General features: G+C 57.2%; 24 protein-coding genes. 8 read left to right on the forward strand and 16 right to left on the reverse strand.

Annotated features, from left to right (window positions below; genetic code table 11):
* Window positions 1-231 precede the first annotated feature (231 nt).
* From ACQG11_RS12565 to ACQG11_RS12590, 6 genes are all read left to right on the forward strand, one after another.
* Entirely contained in the window at window positions 232-555 is a 324-nt protein-coding gene (locus ACQG11_RS12565) for an antibiotic biosynthesis monooxygenase family protein (RefSeq protein ID WP_038415232.1), read from the forward strand.
* Window positions 548-943 (forward strand): amino acid-binding ACT protein, encoded by a 396-nt coding sequence (locus ACQG11_RS12570; RefSeq protein WP_022646936.1) that lies wholly within the window; start codon window positions 548-550, stop codon window positions 941-943. The genes ACQG11_RS12565 and ACQG11_RS12570 overlap by 8 nt, the downstream gene beginning before the upstream one ends.
* On the forward strand, window positions 918-1,613 hold the full coding sequence (locus tag ACQG11_RS12575) for an ArsR/SmtB family transcription factor (RefSeq protein ID WP_426728410.1): 696 nt from the start codon (window positions 918-920) through the stop codon (window positions 1,611-1,613). The genes ACQG11_RS12570 and ACQG11_RS12575 overlap by 26 nt, the downstream gene beginning before the upstream one ends.
* Window positions 1,614-2,199: 586 nt before the next feature.
* Window positions 2,200-2,670, forward strand: coding sequence for a MarR family winged helix-turn-helix transcriptional regulator (locus ACQG11_RS12580; protein WP_022646938.1), 471 nt, complete (start codon window positions 2,200-2,202; stop codon window positions 2,668-2,670).
* Window positions 2,667-3,734 carry an HlyD family secretion protein gene (locus tag ACQG11_RS12585; protein WP_426728893.1) on the forward strand — a complete coding sequence of 356 codons (1,068 nt, stop codon included), beginning with the start codon at window positions 2,667-2,669 and terminating at the stop codon, window positions 3,732-3,734. Before ACQG11_RS12580 ends, ACQG11_RS12585 begins: the two co-directional genes overlap by 4 nt.
* Window positions 3,724-4,800: a DUF2955 domain-containing protein gene (locus ACQG11_RS12590; protein WP_022646940.1), complete on the forward strand. Its 1,077-nt coding sequence runs from the start codon at window positions 3,724-3,726 to the stop codon at window positions 4,798-4,800. Before ACQG11_RS12585 ends, ACQG11_RS12590 begins: the two co-directional genes overlap by 11 nt.
* On the opposite strand, the gene ACQG11_RS12595 is transcribed toward ACQG11_RS12590, so the two are convergent.
* The 3 genes from ACQG11_RS12595 to ACQG11_RS12605 are packed head-to-tail and all read right to left on the reverse strand — an operon-like array spanning window position 4,797 to window position 7,517.
* Window positions 4,797-6,068 carry a DUF445 domain-containing protein gene (locus ACQG11_RS12595; protein ID WP_023299245.1) on the reverse strand — a complete coding sequence of 424 codons (1,272 nt, stop codon included), beginning with the start codon at window positions 6,066-6,068 and terminating at the stop codon, window positions 4,797-4,799. The genes ACQG11_RS12590 and ACQG11_RS12595 overlap by 4 nt on opposite strands.
* A gap of 3 nt (window positions 6,069-6,071) precedes the next feature.
* Entirely contained in the window at window positions 6,072-6,725 is a 654-nt protein-coding gene (locus tag ACQG11_RS12600; protein WP_022646942.1) for a LysE family translocator, read from the reverse strand.
* 48 nt (window positions 6,726-6,773) lie between these two features.
* Entirely contained in the window at window positions 6,774-7,517 is a 744-nt protein-coding gene (locus ACQG11_RS12605) for a helix-turn-helix domain-containing protein (protein ID WP_126292154.1), read from the reverse strand.
* Window positions 7,518-7,667: 150 nt separating this feature from the next.
* On the opposite strand from ACQG11_RS12605, the gene ACQG11_RS12610 reads away from it, so the two are divergent.
* The gene (locus ACQG11_RS12610; protein WP_426728411.1) at window positions 7,668-9,038 is read left to right on the forward strand and encodes an NAD-dependent succinate-semialdehyde dehydrogenase; all 1,371 of its coding nucleotides are present in this window, start codon (window positions 7,668-7,670) and stop codon (window positions 9,036-9,038) included.
* A gap of 178 nt (window positions 9,039-9,216) precedes the next feature.
* Here the strand turns inward: ACQG11_RS12610 and ACQG11_RS12615 are convergent, their stop codons facing one another.
* The gene (locus ACQG11_RS12615; RefSeq protein ID WP_426728412.1) at window positions 9,217-9,762 is read right to left on the reverse strand and encodes a YfaZ family outer membrane protein; all 546 of its coding nucleotides are present in this window, start codon (window positions 9,760-9,762) and stop codon (window positions 9,217-9,219) included.
* 409 nt (window positions 9,763-10,171) lie between these two features.
* Here ACQG11_RS12615 and ACQG11_RS12620 point away from each other — a divergent pair, with 409 nt between their 5' ends.
* Complete coding sequence (locus ACQG11_RS12620; protein ID WP_426728413.1) at window positions 10,172-11,530, forward strand: esterase-like activity of phytase family protein; 1,359 nt, start codon at window positions 10,172-10,174, stop codon at window positions 11,528-11,530.
* An 84-nt stretch (window positions 11,531-11,614) separates the two neighbouring features.
* Here the strand turns inward: ACQG11_RS12620 and ACQG11_RS12625 are convergent, their stop codons facing one another.
* From ACQG11_RS12625 to ACQG11_RS12680, 12 genes are all read right to left on the reverse strand, one after another.
* The gene (locus ACQG11_RS12625) at window positions 11,615-13,462 is read right to left on the reverse strand and encodes a 3'-5' exonuclease (protein WP_426728414.1); all 1,848 of its coding nucleotides are present in this window, start codon (window positions 13,460-13,462) and stop codon (window positions 11,615-11,617) included.
* 186 nt (window positions 13,463-13,648) lie between these two features.
* Entirely contained in the window at window positions 13,649-14,602 is a 954-nt protein-coding gene (gene yjiA, locus ACQG11_RS12630; RefSeq protein WP_161177418.1) for a GTPase, read from the reverse strand.
* 10 nt (window positions 14,603-14,612) lie between these two features.
* Window positions 14,613-14,816, reverse strand: coding sequence for a YbdD/YjiX family protein (locus ACQG11_RS12635; protein ID WP_003856610.1), 204 nt, complete (start codon window positions 14,814-14,816; stop codon window positions 14,613-14,615).
* A 96-nt stretch (window positions 14,817-14,912) separates the two neighbouring features.
* Complete coding sequence (locus ACQG11_RS12640) at window positions 14,913-17,066, reverse strand: carbon starvation CstA family protein (protein ID WP_022646950.1); 2,154 nt, start codon at window positions 17,064-17,066, stop codon at window positions 14,913-14,915.
* Between the two features lie 219 nt (window positions 17,067-17,285).
* The gene (locus ACQG11_RS12645) at window positions 17,286-17,543 is read right to left on the reverse strand and encodes an HTH domain-containing protein (RefSeq protein WP_022646951.1); all 258 of its coding nucleotides are present in this window, start codon (window positions 17,541-17,543) and stop codon (window positions 17,286-17,288) included.
* Between the two features lie 120 nt (window positions 17,544-17,663).
* A complete protein-coding gene (locus tag ACQG11_RS12650) occupies window positions 17,664-18,173 on the reverse strand; it encodes a 4-hydroxyphenylacetate 3-monooxygenase reductase subunit (RefSeq protein WP_003856606.1) in 510 nt (169 codons plus the stop codon).
* A 17-nt stretch (window positions 18,174-18,190) separates the two neighbouring features.
* Window positions 18,191-19,753, reverse strand: a complete 1,563-nt coding sequence (gene hpaB / locus ACQG11_RS12655; RefSeq protein ID WP_063146387.1) for a 4-hydroxyphenylacetate 3-monooxygenase, oxygenase component — start codon at window positions 19,751-19,753, stop codon at window positions 18,191-18,193.
* 195 nt (window positions 19,754-19,948) lie between these two features.
* Window positions 19,949-20,839, reverse strand: coding sequence for a 4-hydroxyphenylacetate catabolism regulatory protein HpaA (gene hpaA, locus ACQG11_RS12660; protein WP_022646953.1), 891 nt, complete (start codon window positions 20,837-20,839; stop codon window positions 19,949-19,951).
* Window positions 20,811-22,157: a 4-hydroxyphenylacetate permease gene (gene hpaX / locus ACQG11_RS12665; RefSeq protein ID WP_032625355.1), complete on the reverse strand. Its 1,347-nt coding sequence runs from the start codon at window positions 22,155-22,157 to the stop codon at window positions 20,811-20,813. Before hpaX ends, hpaA begins: the two co-directional genes overlap by 29 nt.
* Window positions 22,158-22,178: 21 nt before the next feature.
* Window positions 22,179-22,976: a 4-hydroxy-2-oxoheptanedioate aldolase gene (gene hpaI / locus ACQG11_RS12670; RefSeq protein WP_426728415.1), complete on the reverse strand. Its 798-nt coding sequence runs from the start codon at window positions 22,974-22,976 to the stop codon at window positions 22,179-22,181.
* 9 nt (window positions 22,977-22,985) lie between these two features.
* A complete protein-coding gene (gene hpaH, locus ACQG11_RS12675; protein ID WP_015572593.1) occupies window positions 22,986-23,789 on the reverse strand; it encodes a 2-oxo-hept-4-ene-1,7-dioate hydratase in 804 nt (267 codons plus the stop codon).
* Window positions 23,790-23,895: 106 nt separating this feature from the next.
* The gene (locus ACQG11_RS12680; protein WP_045309044.1) at window positions 23,896-24,276 is read right to left on the reverse strand and encodes a 5-carboxymethyl-2-hydroxymuconate Delta-isomerase; all 381 of its coding nucleotides are present in this window, start codon (window positions 24,274-24,276) and stop codon (window positions 23,896-23,898) included.
* Window positions 24,277-24,279: the final 3 nt, after the last annotated feature.

Here is a 24,279-nt window from a genome sequence, read left to right on the forward strand (position 1 = left end):
GGATCATCGCCATCAGCGCCCGTAATCCAGGCGAGTGGGGGATTGGGGCGTTTATGGAGTCGAAGTCGATGGTGGGTTAAACCCTGCCCGGTGGCGCTACGCTTACCGGGCCTACATGAGCCCGTAGGCCGGATAAGCGCAGCGCCATCCGGCAAACACTTCGCTCCATACCGAAGCATTGTGGTTTTTCCTCCTGCATTCTCTCCACACCCTCACAACGGAGAGACACCCATGATCGCAGTCCTTTTTGAAGCCAAAGCGGAGCCTCATCATCAGGCGCGCTATCTGCAGCTTGCCGCTGAACTCAAGCCTTTGCTGGCGGACATCGACGGCTTTATTGATATAGAACGTTTTCAGAGCCTGAGCATCGACGGCAAAATCCTGTCCCTTTCCTGGTGGCGGGATGAAGAGGCCGTCCGCCGCTGGAAGCAGAATGTCTTCCATCAGGCCGCGCAGGCCGAAGGCCGGGAGTCGATTTTTTCTTTCTACCGTATTCGCGTGGCGCAGCTGGTGCGGGAGTACAGCTCCGAAACGGGAGGGCACGCGGATGTATGACGTTCACGTGATTTTTAGCGACAGGCCCGGCGAGCTGGCGCGCTTTGGACAGCTGTTAGGCCGCAACGGCGTGGGGCTGGAGGGGGGCGGCGTTTTCGGTACGGATGCCCATTTCCTGGTGGAGGACGGGGAAAAAGCCCGCCGTGTGCTGCTCGACGCCGGGTTTACCGTGCAGGCGCTGCGAAAGCCGGTGATCAGAAAGCTTAAGCAGGAGCGTCCTGGCGAGCTGGGCGAGATAGCGGCGGCGCTGGCCGCAAAGGGCGTGTCTATCCTGACTCAGTACAGCGACCACGCGAATCACCTTATTCTGCTGACGGATGATGATAAGCTGGCCGCTGAGATCACCACACCCTGGGCGACAAATGTTAAAGACGAGCTTACCCTCTGATAACAGCGCGATGCTGGAAAAGGCCATTGCCGCTGTAGCGGCTGCAATGGCCGATCCGTCGCGCGTGAAAATGCTCTGTGCACTAATGGACGGGCGGGCGTGGACGGCCACCGAACTGAGTGCGGTGGCAGACGTTGCGCCGTCGACCGCCAGCGGGCATCTTGCCCGGCTGGTTGAAGGGCAGTTAATTACCTGCCTGTCGCAAGGGCGGCATCGTTATTATCGTCTTGCCGGGCACGACGTGGCGGCGCTGGTGGAACAGATGATGGGGCTTTCGTGGAGCCGCATTACCCCGCCGGAAACTACCGCGCCGAAAGCCATGCGGGAGGCGCGGACCTGCTATGACCATCTGGCGGGCGCGGTGGCGGTGCAGATCTACGATTTCATGCAGGCAGCAGGCTGGCTGGAGGCAGACGGTTCAGCGCTCACGCCGTATGGTCGGGAGCAGTTTCTGAAGCTCGGCGTTTCGTTAAGCGCTCATCCGCGCCGAAAAGCGTGCTGCGCCTGCCTGGACTGGAGCGAGCGGCGGTTTCATCTCGGAGGCGAAGCCGGCGCAGCGCTGCTTCTTTATCTGGAAAGCAAAGGGTGGATCCAGCGGGTGGCGGGGTACAGGGAGGTGGTTGTGACGGCTTCAGGACAGGGCGCCATCTCCAGACATTTTAGCCGCTAAACTCCGCTGCGGGCTGTGCCCTCACTCTGCCCTTCTCCCACAGGGCTGAGGGATCCCCAGTAATTTTTTTATGCAGAAGCAATAAAGTTGCTTTCTAAATGACTGAGGGCTGTCAGCGATGCCCTGGTCCGGCTGTAAATCGCTGAGGCGTTTGCCTTCCGGCCGGGGCGAGGCGCAGGGATGCGCCGAGAGGGCGGCTTTACAGGGACGTTGCCTCCGCCCGTACCCGATAAGCCGGAAGGAATAAGCCGAGGGCACCGCGAAGCGGCGATTTTCCGCCGGGAGCCCGGGTCGCCAGGGTGGTGGCGACTGAGCCACCCTGGCACGTTCACCGGTCATGTCGTTACAGAGTAGCAAGGAACATAAAGTGAACGGAATGACCACCACCGCCGTATGTTCCCCTCACCCTAACCCTCTCCCCGGAGGGGCGAGGGGATTGCTCAGTGCTCGCATTAATTTGTGGGGAACCCTCAGCCCACAGGGAGAGGGAGAATCTCATTTCGCAATTCCTGCGCTTTAACTTCTCGTTTCTTGATACTTACCCTGATAACTATTATTGTGACCGCGTGTGACGAGAGGTTTCCCCATGAGTGAAGAAGAACTGTTTAGCCGCAGGCCGATGGGCATGCGGATGGCGATGATCGTGCGCCAGTGGCGTGCCGTCATTGACGACGCCATTCTCGATACCGGGTTAACCCAGTCGAGCTGGACGGTGATGATGCAGCTGCATCAGCTCGGGGATAACGTCTCGGTGAGTGAGCTGGCGGAGGTGCAGGGCATTGAACTGCCGCCGCTAATGCGCACCCTGACACAGCTGGAAAAACAGGGTTACCTGCTGCGCACCGTCTCGCCGTATGACAAGCGCATCCGGCTTCTGACGCTGACGCCTGAGGGAAAAGCTGTACTTAACAGGCTCACCCAGGTAATTGAGACGCTTCAGACGCGCGTATCGCAAAACATCGCGCCTGAACATCTCGACATTTTCAGCGCCACCCTGAATCAAATCGCCTGCAATTTGCGGACAATCCGCGAAGAAGATAACAAGACAGAAAAATAATGACTACTGAACAAAAGTTTGCCCGCTGGGTAAGGGTAAGTATTGCCTCTTTCCTGCTGATGTTTGTCTACTTTATCGTCGCGGATATCTGGATCCCGCTGACGCCGGATTCCACCGTGATGCGCGTGGTGACGCCGGTGTCTGCCCGTGTCTCCGGCTATGTGGCGGCGGTCCATGTCCACAACAATAGCCAGGTGAAGAAAGGCGATCTGCTGTTTGAGCTCGACGACACCCCGTTTCGCAATAAAGTGGAAGCAGCGCAGATCGCGCTTGAGCAAGCTCGCCTTTCCAACGAACAACTGGACGCGCAGATCGCCGCCGCGCAGGCCAGCCTGAAGACCGCCGTGCTGACCGCGCGTAACGACAAAGTGACTTTCGACCGCTACCAGAAACTGAGCACCCTGCAGAACGTGTCGCAGGCGGATCTGGATAAGGTCCGCACTACCTGGCAGAGCAGCGAGCAGTCCGTCAGCTCGATTCAGGCGAATATTCATAACCTGCGCATTCAGCGCGGCGAGCGGAATGAACACCGTAACGTGACGCTGCAAAAATACCGTAACGCGCTGGATGAAGCGGAGCTGAATCTTGGCTGGACGAAGGTCTACGCCGAGGCGGACGGCACGGTGAGTAATCTGCAATTAAGCCCCGGTTTTTACGCCTCGTCCGGTTCGGCAGCGCTGGCGCTGGTGAATACGCAGACGGATATTGTGGCGGATTTCCGCGAGAAGAGCCTGCGTCATACCCACCAGGGGACCGACGCCGCCGTGGTGTTTGACGCCTTTCCGGGACGGGTTTTCCGCGCCCACGTGACCAGCAGTGACGCGGGGATCCTCGCCGGTCAGGAAGCCGTTAACGGTCAACTTTCTGAACCGGAAACCTCTAACCGCTGGGTGCGCGATGCCCAGCGAATGCGCATTCACGTGGCGCTGGACGAAGCCTTACCGAAGTCGCTGCCGACCGGCGCGCGCGCCACCGTGCAGCTCTACAACAGCGAAGGGCCCTTTGCGCGCTTCTTCTCCGGGATGCAAATCCATCTGGTGAGCCTGCTTCACTATGTCTATTAGCACCCTGGCGCGGGTATTTACCCCGCACGGCAACATCGTCTACACGGCAAACGACTTCCGCCAGACCCTGCGCATTGTCTTTGCCGGGATGATTGCGCTCAGTATTTCGAGCTTCTACAACACCAGCTACGGCGTGTTTTTTGTGGTCTACCCGATCATGCTGCTGTCGCTGGTGCCGGTGTTTAACCGCCACGTGGCGAAGCAGTTTATCTTCAGCGCATCGCTCAACTGCGTCGAAATGGTGATCATCATCGGCTTTCTGTCGCAATGGCCGGTCATTATGACGCTGGTGGTCTTTGCCCTGTACGTGATGCGCTTTCGTTTTATGAGCAAGGGGCCGCTGTTTCTGTTCGGTTCGATGGGCGTGGTGTGCCAGAGCGTAATGCTCAACTTTATGAGCTACCCCACCACCAACTGGCACACGCTTTTGTTCTCCAACATTGAAGCGAGTGTGATGGCGGTGTGTCTGAGCGCGCTGATGAATTACCTGCTGCCGGACGTGGAGCCACGTAAGCCGCCGCCGCTGATAGAGAAAGACGATGCCCGCGTGCGCCACGAGTCGCTGCTCTCCGGCACCGTGGCGACGCTGATTTTCGTGGTATTTCAGATGAGCGACTTAAGCGATTCGCTCTCGGCGCTGATGGCGGGCATTCTGATCCTGTTCCCGATGCACTATCGCGGCGCGGTGATGAGCTCTATCTGGCGCGTGGTCGGCGTGGTGCTGGGCTGTCTCTATATCCTCGTCGTTCAGCTTATTCTGTACGATCACAGCAGCCATATGCTGCTGATGATGCCGCTGATCGGCCTCGGGCTGGCATTTGGCGCGCGCCTGCACGTGATGGAGAAGGTCGGGGCCGGGGTGGGATTTTCCAGCATTACCACCATCGGCATTATGTTCGGGCAAAACATGCATCCGGACAGCGATCTGGTGTTCAGCGATCTGTACCGCATCACCTCCGTTACCTTCGCGCTGGTGGTCACGCTGACGATGGTCTTTCTGGTGCACCTGATCCTGAACCGCTTCGAGGCGACGCGCTACGTTATCGCGCCGCCAAAAGCGGATTAATGCCCCAGCACGGCGGGCAACTGAGAAAGTAAAAACAGAATCAGGCCAATCGTTCCGCCTACCAGGGTACCGTTTACGCGAATGAACTGAAGATCTTTACCGATATTGAGTTCTATCTGGCGTGACATATCTTTGGCGTCCCAGCTTTTCACCGTGTCGCTGATATGGCGCGTCAGGAATGCCGCAAAATCCGGCGCGACGCGGTGCGCGGCCTGCTCCAGATGCTCGTTCAGCGACGCACGCAGGCTGGCATCATTCGACAGCGTCTCACCAAACCACAGCCCGGCGTTGGCGATACGTTGCTTCACGCGGGAATCGTCGCTCTGCATGTCATTTTTCAGCCACTGGCGCAGGTCAGCCCACATTTCACCCAGGTAGCGGTTAAATGCTTCATCATTCTTCAGATAGTGCTTGATGTTGTCGGCTTTGGCCGTCATCTCCGGGTCGTTTTTCAGGTTGTCGATAAACTTCAGCGTGGCGCGGTCAAATGCCCGACGGATCTGGTGCGTGCGGTCGTGGCTGATATCATCCAGCAGCGTGTTCACCGCGTTCGACACCATCTCTGCGCTCTGATCGCCCAGCCACTCGGTGGGCAGCACCATCGCCTTGCGCGGATGCTCGGTCTTCAGCCAGTGGACGATCTGGTCAGAGATAAATTCCCGCGTGCTCTCGCGCTGAATCAGGGTAATCAGACGGTTGATGATGGCGTCCAGCAGCACCTGGTGACGGTTGTTTTTGGTCATGCTTTCCAGCATGACGGCGCTGGTCTCGGTTAAATCGACCTTGTCGATAGCCTTATGCACCGCGCGTTTGAGCAGGCGCTGAATGCGCCCGTCGTCAGTCAGCTCAAGAAAACCGCTCATCACCTGCATCAAATGCAGCCCGACGCGCTGGGCGTTGTCGGGCTTGCTGAACCAGGCACCAATCATCTGGGCCGGCTCGTAGCGGCGAATTAATGCGACCAGCGACTGGGTATCCAGAAACTTTTCCTGCACGAACTGGCCAAGATTGTCGCCGATGCGGTCCTTATTGCGCGGGATAATCGCCGTATGGCGCGAGATAACGGGAATTGGCACCCGGCGGAACAGCGCGACAACGGCAAACCAGTCCGCCAGCGCGCCGACCATCGCCGCCTCGGCAATAGCTTTTGCGCCGCGTACCCAGAAGGTTTGCGGCAGGAACAGGGTAGTGATAAAGGCCGCAGCGGCAATCAGCAGCAGCGACAGCGCGAGAAGCTTGGCGCGTTTGAGTTCGGTATGTTTTTCCATGGGTTAAGGATAGAGGGATACGGGGGAAAAGTGCAAAAACCGCCACAGCACCCACCCACCAAACCCCATCAATACCACCCCCGCCGTGCGCTCTATCAGCCAGAGCGAACGGCTGAGCTTTCGCTGAACCGCCGGTAACCCCATCAGCGACACCAGCGCAAAATCCCATACCAGTACTACCATCACCATCCAGACGCCGCAGGTCGCCTGCTGAAGCAGCGTGACGTCCGGCCCGAGTAACGCCGTCATCAGCGCCAGGTAGAACAACGCGTTTTTGGGATTCAACAGCGCCGAACCCAGCCCCAGCAGGATCTGCTTACGCAGCGAGGGGCAGCGCTCATGTGTTTCATTTAGCGCCAGCGTCTGCGGTCGGCTGCGTACAAGATGCGAGCCGATCCAGAGCAAATACAGTGCGCCGGATAATTCAATCAACGTGAACAGCCACGCGAACTGACGCAGCGCGCTCCATCCCATAATGACCAGCAAAATGTAAAGCCCGTTTCCTGCCGCTATCCCGATGCACAATCCGGCGCTGCCGCGCAGTCGGTAGCGGGCGGCGTAGCCCATCAGCAGGAAAAAATCCGGGCCCGGGCTTAACAGGGCAACAAAATGCGCCAGCGCCAGGGCGAGAAAAGCGGAAGGGAAGAACAGTTCCATAGCGACCTCTGAAAGCAAAACTGGGGCCAGACTACGAAAACACAGAACCTATTTATTGTCTGATATTGATCGGCCCGTAGCGTACTGACGCGGTGTGGCGGCGGTGTAGCGCACAAAGGTCTTATGAAAATGGCTCTGATCGGCAAACCCGCTCTGGTAGCCGACATCGGCGATATCATCCCCGGCACGCAGCCGCGCTTTGGCGTACTCAACGCGGGAGATATTGAGGAAGCTGCCAGGCGTCAGGCCCGTGTCCTTCTTGAAGGTACGGATCAGCGTCTCCTTTCGCAGCGAGAATCGTTGCGCAAGTGCGTCGAGGGAAGGCGGGCTGGAAAGACTGGAAAGAAATGCCTGCTGAACCTGCTGGCTGGTTGATCCAGGCTTTTCTGCCTCATCCATGCAATGGGGAAGGGCAGTAAGCAGCCTGTCCACGGACGCAGGGGACATCCTCTCAACAACTTTCCGGTAATACATAAACAGCGTAGCGTTGCGAATCACCTGAACCGCAAGGGGAAGGTCCGTATCGATATAAAGCATATGATAACTACGCGGCTGCCCGGCAACAGGGTTGCAGCTGTGTGGGACATAAGCCGGGATCACAATCAGGTCCCCGGGCTGGAGGATGTATTCTCTGCCATTACACACGCAGCATGTCTGGCCTTCCACAATTGCGCCGATGGAGAGCTGAGGGTGGCAATGGCGTTTGTACGCCTGCATGCTTTGCCACGTGCTGCGTAGTTCAAGGCCCGAGGCGCGGTGAAAGGTCTGACGGATGTGGCGGGTATCGGTCATAGCAACTCCTTCTGAAAGTTTTTTATACCACGCCAGCCACGGTATGGCATCGCTTTACTCAGAACCTTCCGGATATACCCAACTTTAAGTCCATAGCCAGTCATGTTGACTACCCTTAATACCCTAAGCGGTAAAACATGGAGATTCGATATGGCTTATCAGACAGTAAATCCTGCCACTAACCAGCTCATCAAAGAATATCCCTCCCACACTGACGCAGATGTTGAAGCGGCGCTGAAGGCAGCCGATGCGCTCTATCACTCCGACTGGGCGAAAAGCGACATAAGCCAGCGCCTGCCGGTACTGCATAAGCTGGCGGACCTGATCGACGAACGCGTGGAGGAGCTGGCGAAAATCGCCAGCCAGGAGATGGGTAAGCTCATCGAACAGAGCCGCGGCGAGGTGAAGCTGTGCGCGCAAATCGCCCGCTACTATGCGGACAACGCGAAGCAGTTCCTGGCCTCGGTGAAGTATGACTCTGAACTCGGGGAAGCATGGGTTGAACATCACCCCATCGGCGTGCTGATGGCCGTCGAACCATGGAACTTCCCATACTATCAGCTGATGCGCGTTCTGGCGCCAAACCTGGCGGCGGGTAACCCTGTCATCGCTAAACACGCCAGCATTGTGCCGCACTGTGCGGAAACCTTCGCCCATCTGGTGCGTGAGGCGGGCGCGCCGGAAGGGGCGTGGACCAACCTGTTTATCTCGTCCGATCAGGTGGCGAACATCATCGCTGACGATCGCGTACAGGGCGCGGCGCTAACCGGTTCAGAAAAAGCGGGCAGCGTGGTAGCGGCCCAGGCAGCGAAGCACATTAAGAAATCCACGCTGGAGCTTGGCGGTAACGACGTATTCGTGGTGCTCGACGATGCGGACCTGGATAAAGCGGTGAAGATCGGCGTTAACGCGCGGCTCAACAACGCCGGGCAGGTCTGTACCGCGGCGAAGCGCTTTATCCTGCATGAAAAGATTGCCGATGCCTTCCTGAGCAAATTCACCGAGGCATTTAAGCAGGTGAAGATTGGCGATCCGCTGGACGAAAGCACCACGCTGGGGCCGCTGTCCTCTAAAGACGCGCTCGACACGTTGACCAAACAGGTTAACGAGGCGGTGAAAAACGGCGCTACGCTGCACTATGGCGGCAAACCTGTGCAGCGAGACGGGAGCTTCTTTGAGCCGACCATCCTGACCAACATCTCACGCGACAACCCGGCGTACTTCGAAGAGTTCTTTGGCCCGGTAGCGCAGATTTACGTGGTGAAAAACGACGACGAGGCGGTCGCGCTGGCGAACGACTCCCACTACGGCCTGGGCGGAGCGGTGTTCAGCCAGGATATTGAGCGCGCGAAGAAGATGGCATCGCGTATTGAGACCGGGATGGTGTACATCAACTGGCTCACCGATACGGCGGCAGAACTGCCGTTCGGCGGCGTAAAACGTTCGGGTTACGGACGCGAGCTGTCGGACCTGGGGATCAAAGAGTTTGTGAACCAGAAGCTGGTGGTCGTTCGCAAGTAATGTCGGACATAAAAAAACCTGCCATCCGGCAGGTTTTTTTATTAACAGTCTCATCGCCTTTTTTGCCGTGTGGCGCTGCGCTTACCCGGCCTACAAGGTGCAATAATATTCATAAATTGCACCCTTCATTGTAGGCCCGTGCAAGCGTAGCGCCGCCGGGCGAAACGGGCAAACAGGCTTAGAAGGACACGCCACCGCCAACATATGCGCCGTCAATCAGCGTGTGGTTAGGACGACCGTCTTTACCATCAACGCTCACGTGACGATAACCCACCTTCAGCGTCACCGGCTTCACTGGCGTCCAGCTTACGCCACCATTCGCTTCAACGTAGTTTTTCACGCTGTTGTTCAGGCCGTCTGGCGCAACGTAGCCTTCACCGAATACCCTGATGCTGTCGGTCAGGGCAACGTTCACACCGCCGCCGACCGGGAACGCCACGCCGTTATCGCCTTTTTTCGGGCCAACGTAGAGGGCCTTAGCGCCTGCGTTCAGCATCACCGGGCCGACTTCAAAGTTGTAGCCTGCTCCTACGCCACCGGTTGTGGTGCCGTCATCGGTGTTTTTCAGCCAGCTACCTTCGGTGTACAGACCGGAGGTTGATTTCCCCATTTCCACATGCAGGTTGGTAAAGTTTTTACCCTGCTCAATGCTGCCGCCCATGGCCAGTGCGGAGCCCGATACGGCAGTCAGAGCGGAAAGAAGGAGAACGTTGAGCTTTTTCATGAGTTTTTCCTCGTCATCAAATTAATCTGAGGGCACCTTAACAAGAGCTGTTTATCTCTGCAAATGCGATGCTTGTCACGTTTTTATGCAGATTTTGTTTGGTTTTTGAATTTTAAATGTTGTTCGAATGTTGACCCGGCAAGGAGTCAATACGTAATGCATTCGCGTTTAGGAAGGGTTCAGGATTCTCATTAAACGTACGCTGAACGGGTCGGAAAAATTAGTTCAGGATGAATTAATTGAGTTTCTAATAATTTCCAAAAGTGTTTCAGTTGTCACAGATAAAGACACAGGTTTACATTTCTGGAGGTGGCTATACGCCCCGTTGTGCCGAACCGCTTTCACCATGTCATTTTTCTGACACGTTTCTTCATTACGTTGTTGGCTTCACTTACTGGGTGCTAACACTATGAAAAGAAAAATCATTCCTGTGCTAATTGGTTGTGCGCTCTCTTTCTCTGGCCTGGCGGCACAGCCAACCGCGGAGCGTTACGTCGTCAGTTTTCCCGAAGGCGCGCATGTCAAATACAGCGGTGCGTTTGCCAGCGCGTTTCCGAACGGGCTGCCTGTGGGGACTGGCTCTGGCCTGCTGTTTACGGGCAAGCAGGGCGATGCCTTGACGTTTACGACCGTGACCGATCGCGGTCCTAACGCGGATTCGCCAAAAATGGGGAAAAATGACGCTAAAATCTTTGTTACCCCGGATTTCGCCCCGCTGCTAATGACGATCCGCGTGCAAAACGGTAAAGCGGAGGCCGTGGACGCGCGTCCTTTGCATGACGATAAAGGCGAAATCAACGGTCTGCCGCTGCAAAGTGGCGTGATTGGTTCCACCAATGAAATCGCGCTAAGCGACACCTTAAAAGTGCTGAAAGGCGATAACCGCGGGCTGGATACGGAAGGCATCACGCCGGACGGGAAGGGCGGCTACTGGCTGTGCGATGAGTATGGTCCGTTCCTGATTAATATTGACAGTAAAGGGAAAATCCTCGCGATCCACGGCCCACAGGCGGCGGAAGGGGAGAAATCCATCGCCGGCGGTCTGCCAAATGTTATCAAATGGCGCCAGGCAAACCGGGGATTTGAAGGCCTGACCCGCATGCCGGACGGACGTATTATCGCCGCTGTCCAGAGTACGTTGGATATCGACGGGAAGAGCAAAAAGCAGGCGCTGTTTACGCGACTGGTCAGCTTCGATCCGGCGACCGGAAAAACCGCGATGTACGGCTACCCTGTCGACAGCGCGGCCTACAGCAAAAACAGCGACGCCAAAATCGGCGATATCGTGGCGCTGGATAACCACACTATCCTGCTGATTGAACAGGGCGAAGATAAAAACGACGTAATGCGTAACCTCATCTACAGGGTGGATCTGAGCAAGGCGAGCGATCTGGCCGCCTTCGACAAGCCGGGCGAATACCCGGAATTTGACGATGAGAAAACGCTGGCGCAGCGCGGCATTTCACTTGCGGAAAAAACGCAGGTGGTCGATCTGCGTGCGCTGGGCTGGCAGCAGGAAAAGGCCGAAGGGCTGGCGCTGATTGACGACAAAACGCTGGCGGTGGCGAACGATAATGACTTTGGCGTGAAGGTGGCGATGCACAACCCGGCCGAGGGCAAGAAGCTCAAGGATTATCGGGTGAACGCGGAAGGCAAGCTGACGCTGGATGACAAAGTGGTTGAAACTACCCTCAGCGTCAAGCCGTTGAAGAAGCCGGATTCCGACAGCGAGCTGTGGATTGTGACGCTGCCGGAGGCGTTGAAATAATATTGGGCTTTACCCCTCACCCTGGCCCTCTCCCCACAGGGGAGAGGGGATTGTTCGGTGCAGATACTTTTCAACGCGGAATAGTTAGTTCGACTTAACGCTCTTTTCCCAGGTCTCGACCAGATGATCTCGCAGGCTTCCGGTTCCGTGCATTGTCACCAGAAGATTCTGTCGTGCGCGGGTAATGCCGACGTAAAGGCGCTTGATATCGTCACTCAGATCTTCACTGTCCCTTTCCTTTGCCGCATCCATAATGGCGACCGAATTAAACTCAAGCCCCTTGCTGCTGGGCAGCGGCATGACGCAGAGGTAATCATTCTGCGGGGACCAGTGCTTTTTATCATCGCTGGAGACAATCATCTGGTATGGGATCTTGCGGGCTTCAAGCCTTGGCGCGAGCATGCCTGAAATGCTATAGGTTGAGGGGCACAGTATGGCGATTTCTGACCACGCAACACCTTCCTGTCGCTGCTCTGTGACCCAATCGAGGACGCGCGTAATCTCCTCGTCCTGATTATCAAAGCTGGCCAGCGCGGGATACTTCCCGGACAGGCCACCTGCGGCAGGCTGCTGGTATTTGAGAGAAGCTTCTATGTGATTATTGAGATAATTAAATGCTACGCTGCTGGCAAAATGGAGTATTTGCCGGGTGTTGCGATAATTGGTATCCAAAATAGTTGTACGGCCCTGAGCCTTTATATCGACGCTGGACAGGGTAAAATCGAGAGCTTTCTTTTTCTGATAAATTGACTGAGCGTCATCGTACAGAAACAGCAGGGAGCTATCTTTATTGTCCGGCATTTTGGCGAGGATTCTTAGCCATTCCGGTTTAAAATCGTGTCCTTCATCTATCAAAACGGCGCTGTACTGCTCCGGTTTGATTGCTCCCTCTTCAAATGCCACCGTCAGCGCATTCTCCATCAGCTCAATAAAGTTTTTGCTCCTGGGGGGAAGACGCCGATGCGCGTTTAATTGCTGATAACACCAGGCGTGGAAATGGATAACTTCGACGGGAAGTCTGAGGCTATGCTGTTCGAGCTGCGCTTTGAGTTTTTTAGCCAGCGTAATGTTGTAGCAAATCACCAGTATCGGTTTGGTGTTTTCAATGTTGTTGGCAAGCTCAATACATCGGTGGTGCAAAATGAGCGTTTTGCCCGAACCTGCCACGCCATGAATTACCCTGTGTCCCGCCCCCATACTTCTGGCGAGTTGTTCCTGGTTCCTGTCCATCATGCATACCACATCAGGGGTGTGGAAAGTAAAATTATCCAGGTCAACCCGCGTAACGGATGGGTTAATGCGGACATCGGGATAAAGATGCCACCGGATGCGGTCGAGCTGCTGTGGTGTTGTGTTATGAACAAAGTGATGTTTGAGAAGGGATTCGAGCCGGCCAGAGATTTGTTCTCGAGTCATAAACTCGTTGAGTTCGTCTTTGCATATCACCTGGCTGGCGGGCAATATTTCATTCAACTCCTCAGGTATAAAACTCTTTTCCAGCTGTGCCCGAGTGATGTTGCTCAAATAAACACCGTATCCATACGGCATAATAAAACCGCCCTCATGCTCTCCCTGTTTCTGGCGAAGCAGGGGATCTTTTTTCAGGCTATTGATGATATGAAAGGTATATTGTCGAACTTGTTCGAGTGGGTTCTTCAACGGCTCTATGCCGTTTTTGGTTTCATAATTAATATGGGTTTTATTAGCCGATTTTATTTTTGTGATATACCAGTCTTTCACTTCTATAAACAGCAGCCCTTTATCGGGGGCCAGAATCACAAAATCAGGATGATCGTCTTTGTCTCCCATTCGGGTATCATACCAGCAGGTACATTGTTCGCTGAGCCCACCCTCCAGAAGCCTTGCCAGTCTTTTTTCTCCTGCCGTAATTTTCTCGCTACAGCTGCTAACCGTGGGAATAATGATTGCCATATTACGCCTACCAATTCATGAAAATTATATAAATCCAATTGATTAATATTGTAACCAATATTAATCAAAGCATGATTTCATTCATGATAAGAACATTAACAGACAATATTGCAAACAGAAAGGGCGAAACCCGCATTTTGCCCTAATGAAATACGCCCCCTTTACTGTTTAAAGGGGAGCGACGATTTACTTTTTCAGTCCCGCAAACGCTGCCCGAATTTCCTCTTCCGGCAGCTGTATTCCAATAAACACCATCACGCTGTGCGGCGGTTCATCGCCCCACGGACGATCCCAGTCGGCGCTGTACAGGCGCTGCACACCCTGGAACAGCAGGCGGTTCGGCTCGCCGTCGATCCACAGCATTCCTTTATAGCGCAACAGCTTGTCGGCAAACGACAGCAGCAGGTTCTCCATCACGCGCGAGACCTCGCTGATGTCCACCGGGTAGTCCAGCTCCACCACAATCGACGCTACGTCATTTTGCTTGTCTGCCATAAAGTGGAAGCGCGGTTTCGCGGTGACGTTCTCCTCCAGCATAAAGCCGTTGGTGTTGAACAGCTGAGACAGGTCGATATCGCCGTGCGTCACGGTATAAATGGGTGCGCGCGAGTTGATGCGCGTCAGGCGCTCTCGCAGTTTTTCGCTTTCACCCGCCACGTCGGTTTTGGTCAGCAGAATGCGGTCGGCGTAGCCAATCTGAGACTGGGCGATGGTGAACTGGTTCATCTGCTCGTCGGCGTGTACCGCATCCACCAGCGCGACGACGCCGTCCAGCAGGTAGCGCTGGCACAGAATATCGTGGGAGAAAAAGGTCTGAATAATCGGGCCGGGGTCGGCCATGCCGGTGCACTCGATCACCAGACGGTCGAAGACGATGTCACCGCGATCGCTGCTGTCGAGCAGGTCCAGCAGGGCGTCTTCTAATTCACTGGAGCGGGTGCAGCAGATGCAGCCGTTGGTCAGGGTTTTGATCTGCGTGGCGCGGTCGCCAATCAGCTGATCGTCAACGGAGACTTCGCCAAATTCGTTTTCAATGACGGCGATTTTGAAGCCGTGCTGTTCATTCAGGATGTGGCGCAGCAGGGTGGTTTTACCGGCGCCGAGAAAACCGGTCAGCAGTGTAACGGCAATCGGGGTCATGGTTTCTCCTTTAGCAGCAGCGGACGCCGCCTTCTCCACTTCCGCCGTAGCGCGCTTCCTGACGCTCGCGGAAGAATTCAGTGTAGGTCATGTACGGCTTATCCGGATGGTTGGTCTTCATATGCTCAACGTAGTTGTCATAGTCCGGAATGCCAATCAGCATTTTCGCCGCCTGACCGAGGTATTTTTTTGCTTCGCCTAAGTTACCAAACATAACGTGTCCTGATAAGAAAAAGCCCGGTGGCGCTACGCTTACCGGGCCTACAGTAACGTTGTAGGGCGGGGCAGCGCAGCGCCACCCGCCATTTTATTAATGGTGTGAAGACGTCTTCACGCCGCCTTCCGGCACCGGCACGTACGGGGTTTCTTTGTCCGTACGGCCATCGGCGTTACGCACTTTCATCCAGGTTTTAATGCCGTAGAAGATAATGCTGTACACCACCACCAGGAACAGAATGCTCAGACCCGCGTTGGTGTAGTTGTTCACCACGATATGGTTCATGTTGGCAATCTGCTGCGCAGTCAGATCCGCGCCGCCTGCGGCAATCTTCTCTTTGTACTGGTTAGCCATGAAGAAGAAGCCTTCCAGCTGCGGGTTGGTGCTGAACAGTTTCAGACCCAGCGCCCAGGTAGTGCAGAGCAGCAGCCACAGCGCAGGCACCACGGTTACCCAGATGTATTTGGTGCGTTTCATCTTCACCAGGACAACGGTGCCCAGCACCAGGGCTACAGCCGCCAGCATCTGGTTAGAGATGCCGAACAGCGGCCACAGGCTCTTCACGCCGCCCAGCGGGTCTACAACGCCCTGATACAGCAGGTAACCCCACAGGCCTACGCAGCCCGCAGTACCCAGAACACCTGCTACCAGAGAGTCGGTTTTCTTCAGGAACGGCACGAAGTTACCCAGCAGATCCTGCAACATGAAGCGGCCTGCACGCGTACCGGCATCCAGCGCGGTGAGGATGAACAGCGCTTCAAACAGGATACCGAAGTGGTACCAGAAGCCCATGTCCGCCCACGGCAGCACTTTGTGGAACACGTGTGCGATACCCACCGCCAGCGTCGGTGCGCCACCTGCGCGGTTCAGCACGGATGGTTCGCCGATGTCTTTCGCGGTCTGCATAATCTGCTCAGGCGAAATCACGAAGCCCCAGGAGCTGACGGTCGCCGCCGCGTGTGCGCTGGCGTCTTTCAGCTGCGCCATGATCAGCGCGGTATTTTCGCCGCCCATCTCATGCAGGTTTGGCATGGTGATGCCAAGACCCGCTGGTGGGGTGTTCATCGCGAAGTACAGGCCAGGCTCGATAATCGACGCCGCAACCAGCGCCATGATCGCCACGAAGGATTCCATCAGCATTGCGCCGTAACCGATGAAGCGTGCGTCGGTTTCGTTGGCCATCAGCTTCGGCGTGGTGCCGGAGGCGATCAGTGCGTGGAAGCCAGACACGGCACCGCAGGCAATGGTGATAAACAGGAACGGGAACAGGGCGCCTTTCCACAGCGGACCGGTACCGTCAATGTACTGCGTCACCGCCGGCATTTTCAGCTCCGGGTTGATGATCACAATCCCGATTGCCAGCCCGACGATCACGCCGATTTTCAGGAAGGTCGCCAGGTAGTCACGCGGAGCCAGAATCAGCCACACCGGCAGCAGCGCTGAGATGAACGCGTAACCGATCAGCGCGAAGGTGATGGTGGTGTCTTTAAAGGTCAGTGCCGGGCCCCAGTACGGGTCGTGCGCAATCACACCGCCGAAGTAGATGGAGGCGACCAGCAGCACGATACCGATGACCGACACCTCGCCAACGCGGCCAGGGCGCAGGAAGCGCATGTAGATGCCCATAAACAGCGCAATCGGCACGGTAGAGCAGACGGTGAAGACGCCCCACGGACTTTCGGCCAGCGCTTTCACCACGATCAGGGCCAGCACTGCCAGGATGATGATCATGATCAGGAAGCAGCCGAAGAGGGCGATCGTGCCCGGCACGCGGCCCATCTCCTCTTTGATCATCTCGCCCAGCGACGAACCATTACGGCGCGAGGAGATAAACAGCACCATAAAGTCCTGCACCGCTCCCGCCAGCACTACGCCCGCCAGCAGCCAGAGCGTACCCGGCAGGTAGCCCATCTGCGCAGCCAGCACCGGACCGACCAGTGGACCCGCGCCTGCAATGGCGGCGAAGTGGTGACCAAACAGCACGTAACGGTTGGTTGGCACATAGTTCAGGCCGTCATTGTTAATGACCGCCGGGGTGGCGCGCGTCGGGTCGAGCTTCATGACCTTCTGCGCGATGTACAAGCTGTAGTAGCGATAAGCCACAAGATAGACGGAAACCGACGCGACCACGATCCACAGGGCGCTGACGTGCTCGCCCCGGCGTAATGCGACAACCGCCAGACAGAAAGCGCCGATGATCCCGAGGATGGCCCAGGGCACGTGCTTAAGTAGTTTTTTAGTATCCATAGTAAGACCTGGTTTTTTATGTAAAGAAAAAAGGGTCAGGGTTCGTTGTGAGGAGGTATTGATTAATGCTGGAGCGATCGTGCCAGATCCTCGCGCGTGTAAAGCACGGTAAATGGGTGAGTGGTTGAAAGCGATGCGTGAGCGGTCAAAAGCGAGGGTGAGTGGTTAAGGCTCACCCCCGGCGGGAGAAAATATGTGATTGAGATCACTGAGAATAATCTAGCCCTGCGGGGTTTCGTCGTTCGCATCAGGGCATTGCGTGCAGCGGCAGGGCTGATATGCGGGCAGCAGCTGATAGCGTCCTTTGCCGTCGTGTTCGATAATCGGGGAAAGGGCCTGTAGATCGCGGTACACCGTACGTTCGGTAATGCCAAATTTTTGCATCAGATCGCGGCGATTAACGCTTCCGTTGCGGTGCAGAGCAATAATGATGTCAACCAGACGTTCAGCCGAGCGGCTTCGGGGTGAAGGGGCCATAAGACTTTCCAGCGTTAAGGGGGCGGCTGACGACGTCGTCAGCCGCCCCGAAAAATTTATCTTATGGATAGTTAACGGCGCACCTTTGCGGAAACCTTAGCGTTTTTTTGTGCAACGGGATCAAACCGCGGCTTCCATCTCCATCATCACCGGGTGGAAACGGCGTTTGAAGTAGATCAGGCCGTGCCCCTCGCTGCTGAGGATGATGTTCTTAATCTCCACAAGGTAGACCAGATGGGTACCGATGGTTTGCACCTGGGTTATCTCACCTTCCAGGCTTGCCAGGGCGCCTTTCAGCACCGGCTGCGCCAGCGGTCCTTTCTGCCAGCAGGAGAGAGCAAAGCGCTCCTCCATGGCCATGCCGGTCATCCCGGCAAAGTGGCGGGCCATGATCTCCTGCTCGTGGTTCAGCACGTTGACGCACAGTTTACCGTTGCCCTGGAAGACCGGGTTCATGGCGCTGTTGGCGTTGATGCAGACCATGACCGAGGGCGGGGTATCCGTGACCGAACAGACGGCGGTGGCGGTAATGCCGCAGCGGCCCGCATCGCCCTCGGTGGTGACCACATTCACCGCCGCCGACAGGCTGGCCATCGCGTCGCGAAAACGCAGGCGTTCTTCAGATTGCATTGAAACCTCCCGCTGCGTTATTTCAGCAGCTTATCCAGCATGTTGATATCAGTGTTGTTGTGCAGGTGCGGTACGGTCCAGCCGTGCTGATCGTACTCGGACATGCAGCGGTCAACCATCGCCATCATCTTGTCCATGTTGCCGGAGCTTTGCGCCTGACGCAGGCATTGCAGGCGGATCTCATCCTGGCTACCGGAGTAGTTGATTTCGTACAGCTCGTGACGTCCGCCAAACTCGCTACCGATGGCATCCCACATCAGTTTCAGAATCTTGATGCGTTCGACGTGATCCATCCCGTTGGAGCCGCGCACATACTTCGCCAGATACTGGTCGATCTGCGGGTTGTTCAGGTCCCGCGCGCTGGACGGCAGGTAGATCAGCCCGGAGGTCACGTTGCGTTCGATGATGTTCTTGATTTTCGCGTAGGCCATCGGCGCCATCACGCGGTAGGTCTGTAACGCCGCGTGGTCAGGCAAGTACGCGCCGTTTACCCACGGCGTGGCTTCGGAGCACATGGAGTCGCTCAGCGCCCAGAACATGTTGCGCCACGCCACCACTTCGCCGAGATCCGCCTGCACGCCGCGGAACTCGAGGGTGCCGGTACACTCCAGCGATTTCTTCAGCAGAGCGGTGATGAAGTCGAGCTTGACCGCCAGACGCACGCAGGCCTGAAGCGGGTACATGCGGGCGAAGCCACCTTCCATCGTCCACCGACGGCAGCGGTCGAAATCGCGGTAGATCAGCACGTTTTCCCACGGGATCAGCACATGATCCATCACCAGAATGGCGTCGTTCTCGTCAAAGCGGCTGGAGAGCGGGTAGTCGTACGGGGAGCCGGTCGCCCCTGCCACCATCTCGTAAGAGGCGCGGGAGATCAGCTTCACCCCTTCGGCATCCATCGGCGCGACGAACATTAGCGCGAAGTCCGGGTTTTCGCCCATCACCTGCGCAGAGCCAAAACCAATCATGTTGTAGTGGGTCAGCGCAGAGTTGGTGGCCACCACTTTCGCGCCGCTGACGATGATCCCGGCATCGGTCTCTTTCTCCAGCTTGATGTAAACGTCTTTCACCTCGTCCGCCGGTTTATGGCGGTCGATAGGCGGGTTGACGATGGCGTGGTTAAAGTACAGGCCGGTTTCCTGAATACGGGTGTACCAGTTGCGGGCGTTCTGCTCGAACTGACCGTAGAAGGCAGGGTTAGCCCCCAGCGCGCAGCCGAACGCGGCTTTGTAGTCTGGCGTGCGGCCCATCCAGCCGTAGCTCAGGCGCGACCACTCGGCGATGGCGTCGCGCTGCTGGCGCAGATCGTCGGCGCTTTTCGCCACACGAAAGAATTTATGGGTGTAGCCGCCGCTGCCGGTGTCGGTGCCCCAGCAGAGGGTATCCTGCATGTCTGGCTTGTGCAGGGCATCGTACATCTGGGCGATGGACGCCGCCGCATTGCGAAATGCCGGGTGGGTAGTGACGTCCTTAACGCGCTCGCCGTAGATATAAATCTCACGGCCATCTTGCAGGCTTTTTAAATACTCTTCACCGGTTAACGGACGTTTGGCATTAGCGCGGAAATCTTCAGGCTTCATAGGGACCTCGTATCGGAAGATGGTTGTTAAATTTATGTTTTGTTTTTGTTGTTTAATTGAAGCGTGAGAGGGGCGGAACGTGAAGGGACGATTGGGACAACGGCAGGTACTTTTCGGGTGGGATGTTGTTTTGTGATCTGTGCGGCTTTTCGGCGGGTGGCACTGCGCTTACCCGCCCTACGAACCGTGATGCGTTCAGGAAACCGGTACTTTCTGCGCCCGGTATGCGCTGGGTGAGCACCCCGTCAGTCGGTTAAAAAAACGGGCGAAATAGGCCGGATCTTTAAACCCCAGTTGCCAGGCAATTTCGCTCACTGTGCTGTCGGAAAACAGCAGCAAGCGCCTGGCTTCCCGCAGCTGGCGGTCGAAGATCAACCGTTTCGGCGAGCGGTTGGCAAAGCGGCGGCAGATATCGGTCAGGCGGGATTCGGTAAGATGCAGTTCGCTGGCGTATTCCGGCACCGTCCAGTGCTCATGGTAATGCGCATCTGTCAGCTGGTTAAAGCGCTGAAACAGCTTCAGCTCGCCGCGCATGCCGCCTGAAGCGTGGTCGTCGAGCTTCGCGTTGCGCAGCAGCAGGGTAAATACGGCCTGCGCCAGCAGGACCAGCGTATGCTCACGGCCCGGCAGCTGTTCCGTGGATTCCCGGGCAATGAGCTGCCAGTAATGCTTCAGCGCCGCCAGCTCGTCAGGCCTGTCGGCAAGCGACAGGCAGATCCCCGGCAGGCCGAACGCCTCCCGCGTGCCGGGGTAGAGCACTTCTAACAACGGCCAGATAAGATCCTCGCGCACCGTCAGCACATGGCCGTCGCTGTCGGATTCAGTGATAAACGCGTGCGGCACCGACGGCGGCGTCAGCACAAACAGCGGCGCCTGCACCGAGTAGCGATGATCGTCGAGCTGCAGCTCAATCTGCCCGGTGTCGAGAAAATGCATCTGAAAATACTGGTCGTGGCGGTGCGCCTGCATGTCGCGGCCAAAAAAGGCCGCCATGCGGGCGAACGACTGGTAGTGCACATCGTCGGTGCCCAGACTTTCGTCGTACTCCTTGCTGATATCAATGTTGGCGATAGGGCTCTGGCACATGATCGTTCCTCTTTTGAACCCGCTGCGTCATCGGAATGCGCGTCAGCACCAGTGCGCCCACCACCAGCAGACCTGCCACGAACCACAGTCCTGAGCTGAAGCTGCCGGTCGCGTCGCGCAGAATACCAATCAGCAATGGGCTGACGGCAGACCCGACGTTGCCGATGGCGTTGATCACCGCCAGCGCCACCGCGCGGGATTGCAGGCTAATCACCTGGTCCGGCGTGGTCCAGAATATCGCCATGGCGGTAAACGATCCGGTTGAGGCCATGATGATGCCAAGCAGCTGGATCAGGCTGTGATCGGTCGCCGAGGCCAGCATCCATCCCGCCGCGGCAAACAGATACGGCAGGATGGTGTGCTTTTTTCGCTCTTTCAGCCTGTCGGAGCGGCGGCTCCACCAGATCATCCCGAGGATGGTGCAAAACTGCGGGATCGCCGCCAGCAGGCCAATCACGATATTGCTGCTGCCGGTGTTGAAGCTTTGCAGGATCTGCGGCGTCCAGATGTTGATCGCGCTCAGCGTATTCGTCAGGCAGAAGTAGGCCAGCGTGTAGAGCAGTACGGCGGGCGTCAGCACCTCGCGCAGCGTCGATCGCGGCGTGGCGACGTGCGCAATGGCCAGTTCCTGCTCGCGGGCGATCATCGTTTTGAGTGCCTGCTTTTCATCATCATCCAGCCAGGTGGCCTGATCCGGGGTGTCGTTAAGGTAGAACCAGGTCACCACGCCGAGCACCACCGACGGCAGCCCCTCCAACAGGAACAGCCACTGCCAGCCCTTCAGGTTCCACAGCCCGTCCATCGCCAGAATGTACCCGGAGAGGATCGAGCCGAGCATCATGGTCACCGGCATGGCGATCATAAACAACGCGTTGGCGCGGGCGCGGTGATACGCCGGGAACCACCAGGTGAGATAGACCAGGATCCCCGGCAGGAAACCGGCTTCGGCAATGCCCACCAGCATGCGCAGGACGTAGAGCGTTTCCGGGCTGGTGGCGAACATGGTGCAGGTAGAGGCGATGCCCCACACCACCATGATCCCGGCGATCCAGCGCCGCGCGCCGATTTTCGCCAGCATGATGTTGCTGGGGATCCCGCACAGCACGTAGGTGACGTAAAACAGGGTCGCGGCCAGGCCAAACATGGTCGACGTGAGGCCCAGATCTTTGCCCATCGTTAGCCCGGCAAAGCCGATGTTGATGCGATCGAGAAACGAAAAGACAAACAGGATAAAGAGAAACACGATCAAACGACGGAACAGCTTGTTGATAACGCGATGTTCTATAGCTTTCTTATCTTGCAGGGTAGAGGTCGTCATGCTGCGCTCCAGATCTTACGTTTAGTAGACGGATTTATTGTTATTAACTGACGTAACCGGTTGTTCGATAAAACGTGCCGCCAGCGCTTCCGCGCCGCGGGCGAGCAGGGTGGTGTCGACGCCGACGGCGACAAACAGCGCGCCGAGTGCAAGGTAACGTTTCGCCAGTTGCTCGTTCGCCATCAGGATGCCGGGCGCTTTACCGGCGGCGCGTATCTGCGCGATCGCCTGCTCAATGGCGGCCTGCACCTCCGGGTGCTGCGGATTACCGGCAAAGCCCATGTCGGCACTCAGATCCGCCGGGCCGATAAACACGCCGTCGACGCCGTCCACGTCCAGGATCTGCGGCAGGTTTTTTAACGCTCTTAGGGTTTCGATTTGCACCAGCACGCACATGGCGTCGTTAGCCTGATGCAGATAGTCCGGGATACGGTTCCAGCGCGACGCCCGCGCCAGCGCGCTGCCGACGCCGCGAATGCCCGCGGGCGGATAGCGGGTGGCGCTGACCGCCAGCCGCGCTTCGTCGGCGTTTTGCACCATCGGCACCAGCAGGGTTTGCACCCCCACGTCCAGCAGCTGCTTGATCTGCACCGGATCGTTCCACGACGGGCGCACCACCGGCTGGCTGGGATAAGGGGCGATGGCCTGTAGCTGAGTCAGAACGGTCTGTACGCTGTTCGGCGCGTGCTCCCCGTCGATCAGAAGCCAGTCAAAACCGGCCCCGGCCAATAGCTCAGCGCTGTAGCTGCTGGTTAGCCCCAGCCACAGGCCGATTTGCGGCTTTCCGGCTTTCAGCGCGGTCTTAAATGCGTTTTCCATGGTGCACTCCTACACAAAGCGGCAGCTGATGGAGCCCATGTTGCCGTAGTCGACGTGGAAGGTGTCGCCTCTGCTGGCGGCAACCGGGCGGGTAAACGAGCCGCCGAGAATGATCTGGCCTGGCTCAAGCTGCACGTCGTATGGCGCGAGTTTGTTCGCCAGCCACGCCACGCCGTTCGCCGGGTGGTTAAGCACGCCTGCGGCGACCCCGGTCTCTTCGATCACGCCGTTGCGGTAAAGCAGGGCGGAGATCCAGCGCAGATCCAGCTCGTCGGGTTTAATCGGGCGGCCGCCGAGGATCACGCCCGCGTTGGCGGCGTTATCGGAGATAGTGTCGAATACCTTGCGCGGGCGCTGGGTTTCCGGGTCAACGTTGTGGCAGCGGGCGTCGATCAGCTCCAGGGCAGGGATGACGTAATCCGTGGCGTTGTAAACGTCGAAGATCGTGCAGTTCGGGCCGCGCAGCGGTTTTGCCAGCACAAAGGCCAGCTCCACTTCGATGCGCGGGACGATAAAGCGATCCACGGGAATGTCGCTGCCGTCGTGGAAGAACATATCGTCCAGCAGCGCGCCGTAGTCTGGCTCGCTGATCTGCGAGCTGGCCTGCATCGCTTTGGAGGTGAGGCCGATCTTGTGGCCTTTCAGCACGCGGCCTTCGGCAATTTTCAGGCTCACCCATTCGCGCTGGACGGCGTAGGCGTCTTCAATGGTGATCTCCGGATACTCAAGCGAGATCGCGCGGATCTGCTCCCGGGATTGTTCCGCCTGATGCAGGCGGTGGGCGATCAGGGTATGGGTGTGTTTGTCGAGCATGGCGTATCCTTTGTGCGGCTGTTGCCGGGTGGCGCTTCGCTTACCCGGCCTACGTTCGAGCCGTTGTAGGCCCGGTAAGCGAAGCGCCACCGGGCGAAAAAGATGTCTACTTAAACAACGCGTGCACGTTGTTTTGTTTGTAGTTCAGCGTCGGATCGAGTTCTTCCATGGCGAAAGAGAGCGCCAGATAACGGCCCGCCATTAGCTCTGCAAAATGCGTTTTGATCAGCGCAAACAGCATTTCACCGACCTCTTCCCGGCTCTCCAGACTGCGCCCGGCGCCGATTTTGAGCGTCATATGCACAAAGGCGTAATCGTGCTTGCCGTCGGCCATCTGCCAGGTGTCCAGCCAGTGGGCGCGGCTGCGGATACCGCCGAGCGGGAAAATACCCGTGGCGGCGAGCGCCTCGTTCACTTTGGCAAACAGCCCCGGCAGGTCGGCCTGCTCGCGGATGTTGTCGGTACATTCAGCAATAAAGTGCGGCATGGT

The sequence above is a fragment of the Enterobacter cloacae complex sp. 372C4 genome (assembly GCF_050030615.1).
GTDB lineage: Bacteria > Pseudomonadota > Gammaproteobacteria > Enterobacterales > Enterobacteriaceae > Enterobacter > Enterobacter intestinihominis.

What these genes read in the sequence shown, in the direction of transcription:
- ACQG11_RS12605 (WP_126292154.1), bottom strand. Translation starts at nt 7,517, where the DNA reads ATGACCGATACCCGCCACATCCGTCAGACCTTTCACCGCGCCTCGGGC.
- hpaB (WP_063146387.1), bottom strand. Translation starts at nt 19,753, where the DNA reads ATGAAGCCTGAAGATTTCCGCGCTAATGCCAAACGTCCGTTAACCGGT.
- ACQG11_RS12595 (WP_023299245.1), bottom strand. Translation starts at nt 6,068, where the DNA reads ATGGAAAAACATACCGAACTCAAACGCGCCAAGCTTCTCGCGCTGTCG.
- ACQG11_RS12610 (WP_426728411.1), top strand. Translation starts at nt 7,668, where the DNA reads ATGGCTTATCAGACAGTAAATCCTGCCACTAACCAGCTCATCAAAGAA.
- hpaH (WP_015572593.1), bottom strand. Translation starts at nt 23,789, where the DNA reads ATGCTCGACAAACACACCCATACCCTGATCGCCCACCGCCTGCATCAG.
- ACQG11_RS12635 (WP_003856610.1), bottom strand. Translation starts at nt 14,816, where the DNA reads ATGTTTGGTAACTTAGGCGAAGCAAAAAAATACCTCGGTCAGGCGGCG.
- hpaI (WP_426728415.1), bottom strand. Translation starts at nt 22,976, where the DNA reads ATGGAAAACGCATTTAAGACCGCGCTGAAAGCCGGAAAGCCGCAAATC.
- hpaX (WP_032625355.1), bottom strand. Translation starts at nt 22,157, where the DNA reads ATGACGACCTCTACCCTGCAAGATAAGAAAGCTATAGAACATCGCGTT.
- ACQG11_RS12620 (WP_426728413.1), top strand. Translation starts at nt 10,172, where the DNA reads ATGAAAAGAAAAATCATTCCTGTGCTAATTGGTTGTGCGCTCTCTTTC.
- ACQG11_RS12615 (WP_426728412.1), bottom strand. Translation starts at nt 9,762, where the DNA reads ATGAAAAAGCTCAACGTTCTCCTTCTTTCCGCTCTGACTGCCGTATCG.
- ACQG11_RS12575 (WP_426728410.1), top strand. Translation starts at nt 918, where the DNA reads ATGTTAAAGACGAGCTTACCCTCTGATAACAGCGCGATGCTGGAAAAG.
- ACQG11_RS12645 (WP_022646951.1), bottom strand. Translation starts at nt 17,543, where the DNA reads ATGGCCCCTTCACCCCGAAGCCGCTCGGCTGAACGTCTGGTTGACATC.
- ACQG11_RS12650 (WP_003856606.1), bottom strand. Translation starts at nt 18,173, where the DNA reads ATGCAATCTGAAGAACGCCTGCGTTTTCGCGACGCGATGGCCAGCCTG.
- ACQG11_RS12590 (WP_022646940.1), top strand. Translation starts at nt 3,724, where the DNA reads ATGTCTATTAGCACCCTGGCGCGGGTATTTACCCCGCACGGCAACATC.
- ACQG11_RS12625 (WP_426728414.1), bottom strand. Translation starts at nt 13,462, where the DNA reads ATGGCAATCATTATTCCCACGGTTAGCAGCTGTAGCGAGAAAATTACG.
- ACQG11_RS12580 (WP_022646938.1), top strand. Translation starts at nt 2,200, where the DNA reads ATGAGTGAAGAAGAACTGTTTAGCCGCAGGCCGATGGGCATGCGGATG.
- ACQG11_RS12600 (WP_022646942.1), bottom strand. Translation starts at nt 6,725, where the DNA reads ATGGAACTGTTCTTCCCTTCCGCTTTTCTCGCCCTGGCGCTGGCGCAT.
- hpaA (WP_022646953.1), bottom strand. Translation starts at nt 20,839, where the DNA reads ATGTGCCAGAGCCCTATCGCCAACATTGATATCAGCAAGGAGTACGAC.
- yjiA (WP_161177418.1), bottom strand. Translation starts at nt 14,602, where the DNA reads ATGACCCCGATTGCCGTTACACTGCTGACCGGTTTTCTCGGCGCCGGT.
- ACQG11_RS12565 (WP_038415232.1), top strand. Translation starts at nt 232, where the DNA reads ATGATCGCAGTCCTTTTTGAAGCCAAAGCGGAGCCTCATCATCAGGCG.
- ACQG11_RS12570 (WP_022646936.1), top strand. Translation starts at nt 548, where the DNA reads ATGTATGACGTTCACGTGATTTTTAGCGACAGGCCCGGCGAGCTGGCG.
- ACQG11_RS12640 (WP_022646950.1), bottom strand. Translation starts at nt 17,066, where the DNA reads ATGGATACTAAAAAACTACTTAAGCACGTGCCCTGGGCCATCCTCGGG.
- ACQG11_RS12680 (WP_045309044.1), bottom strand. Translation starts at nt 24,276, where the DNA reads ATGCCGCACTTTATTGCTGAATGTACCGACAACATCCGCGAGCAGGCC.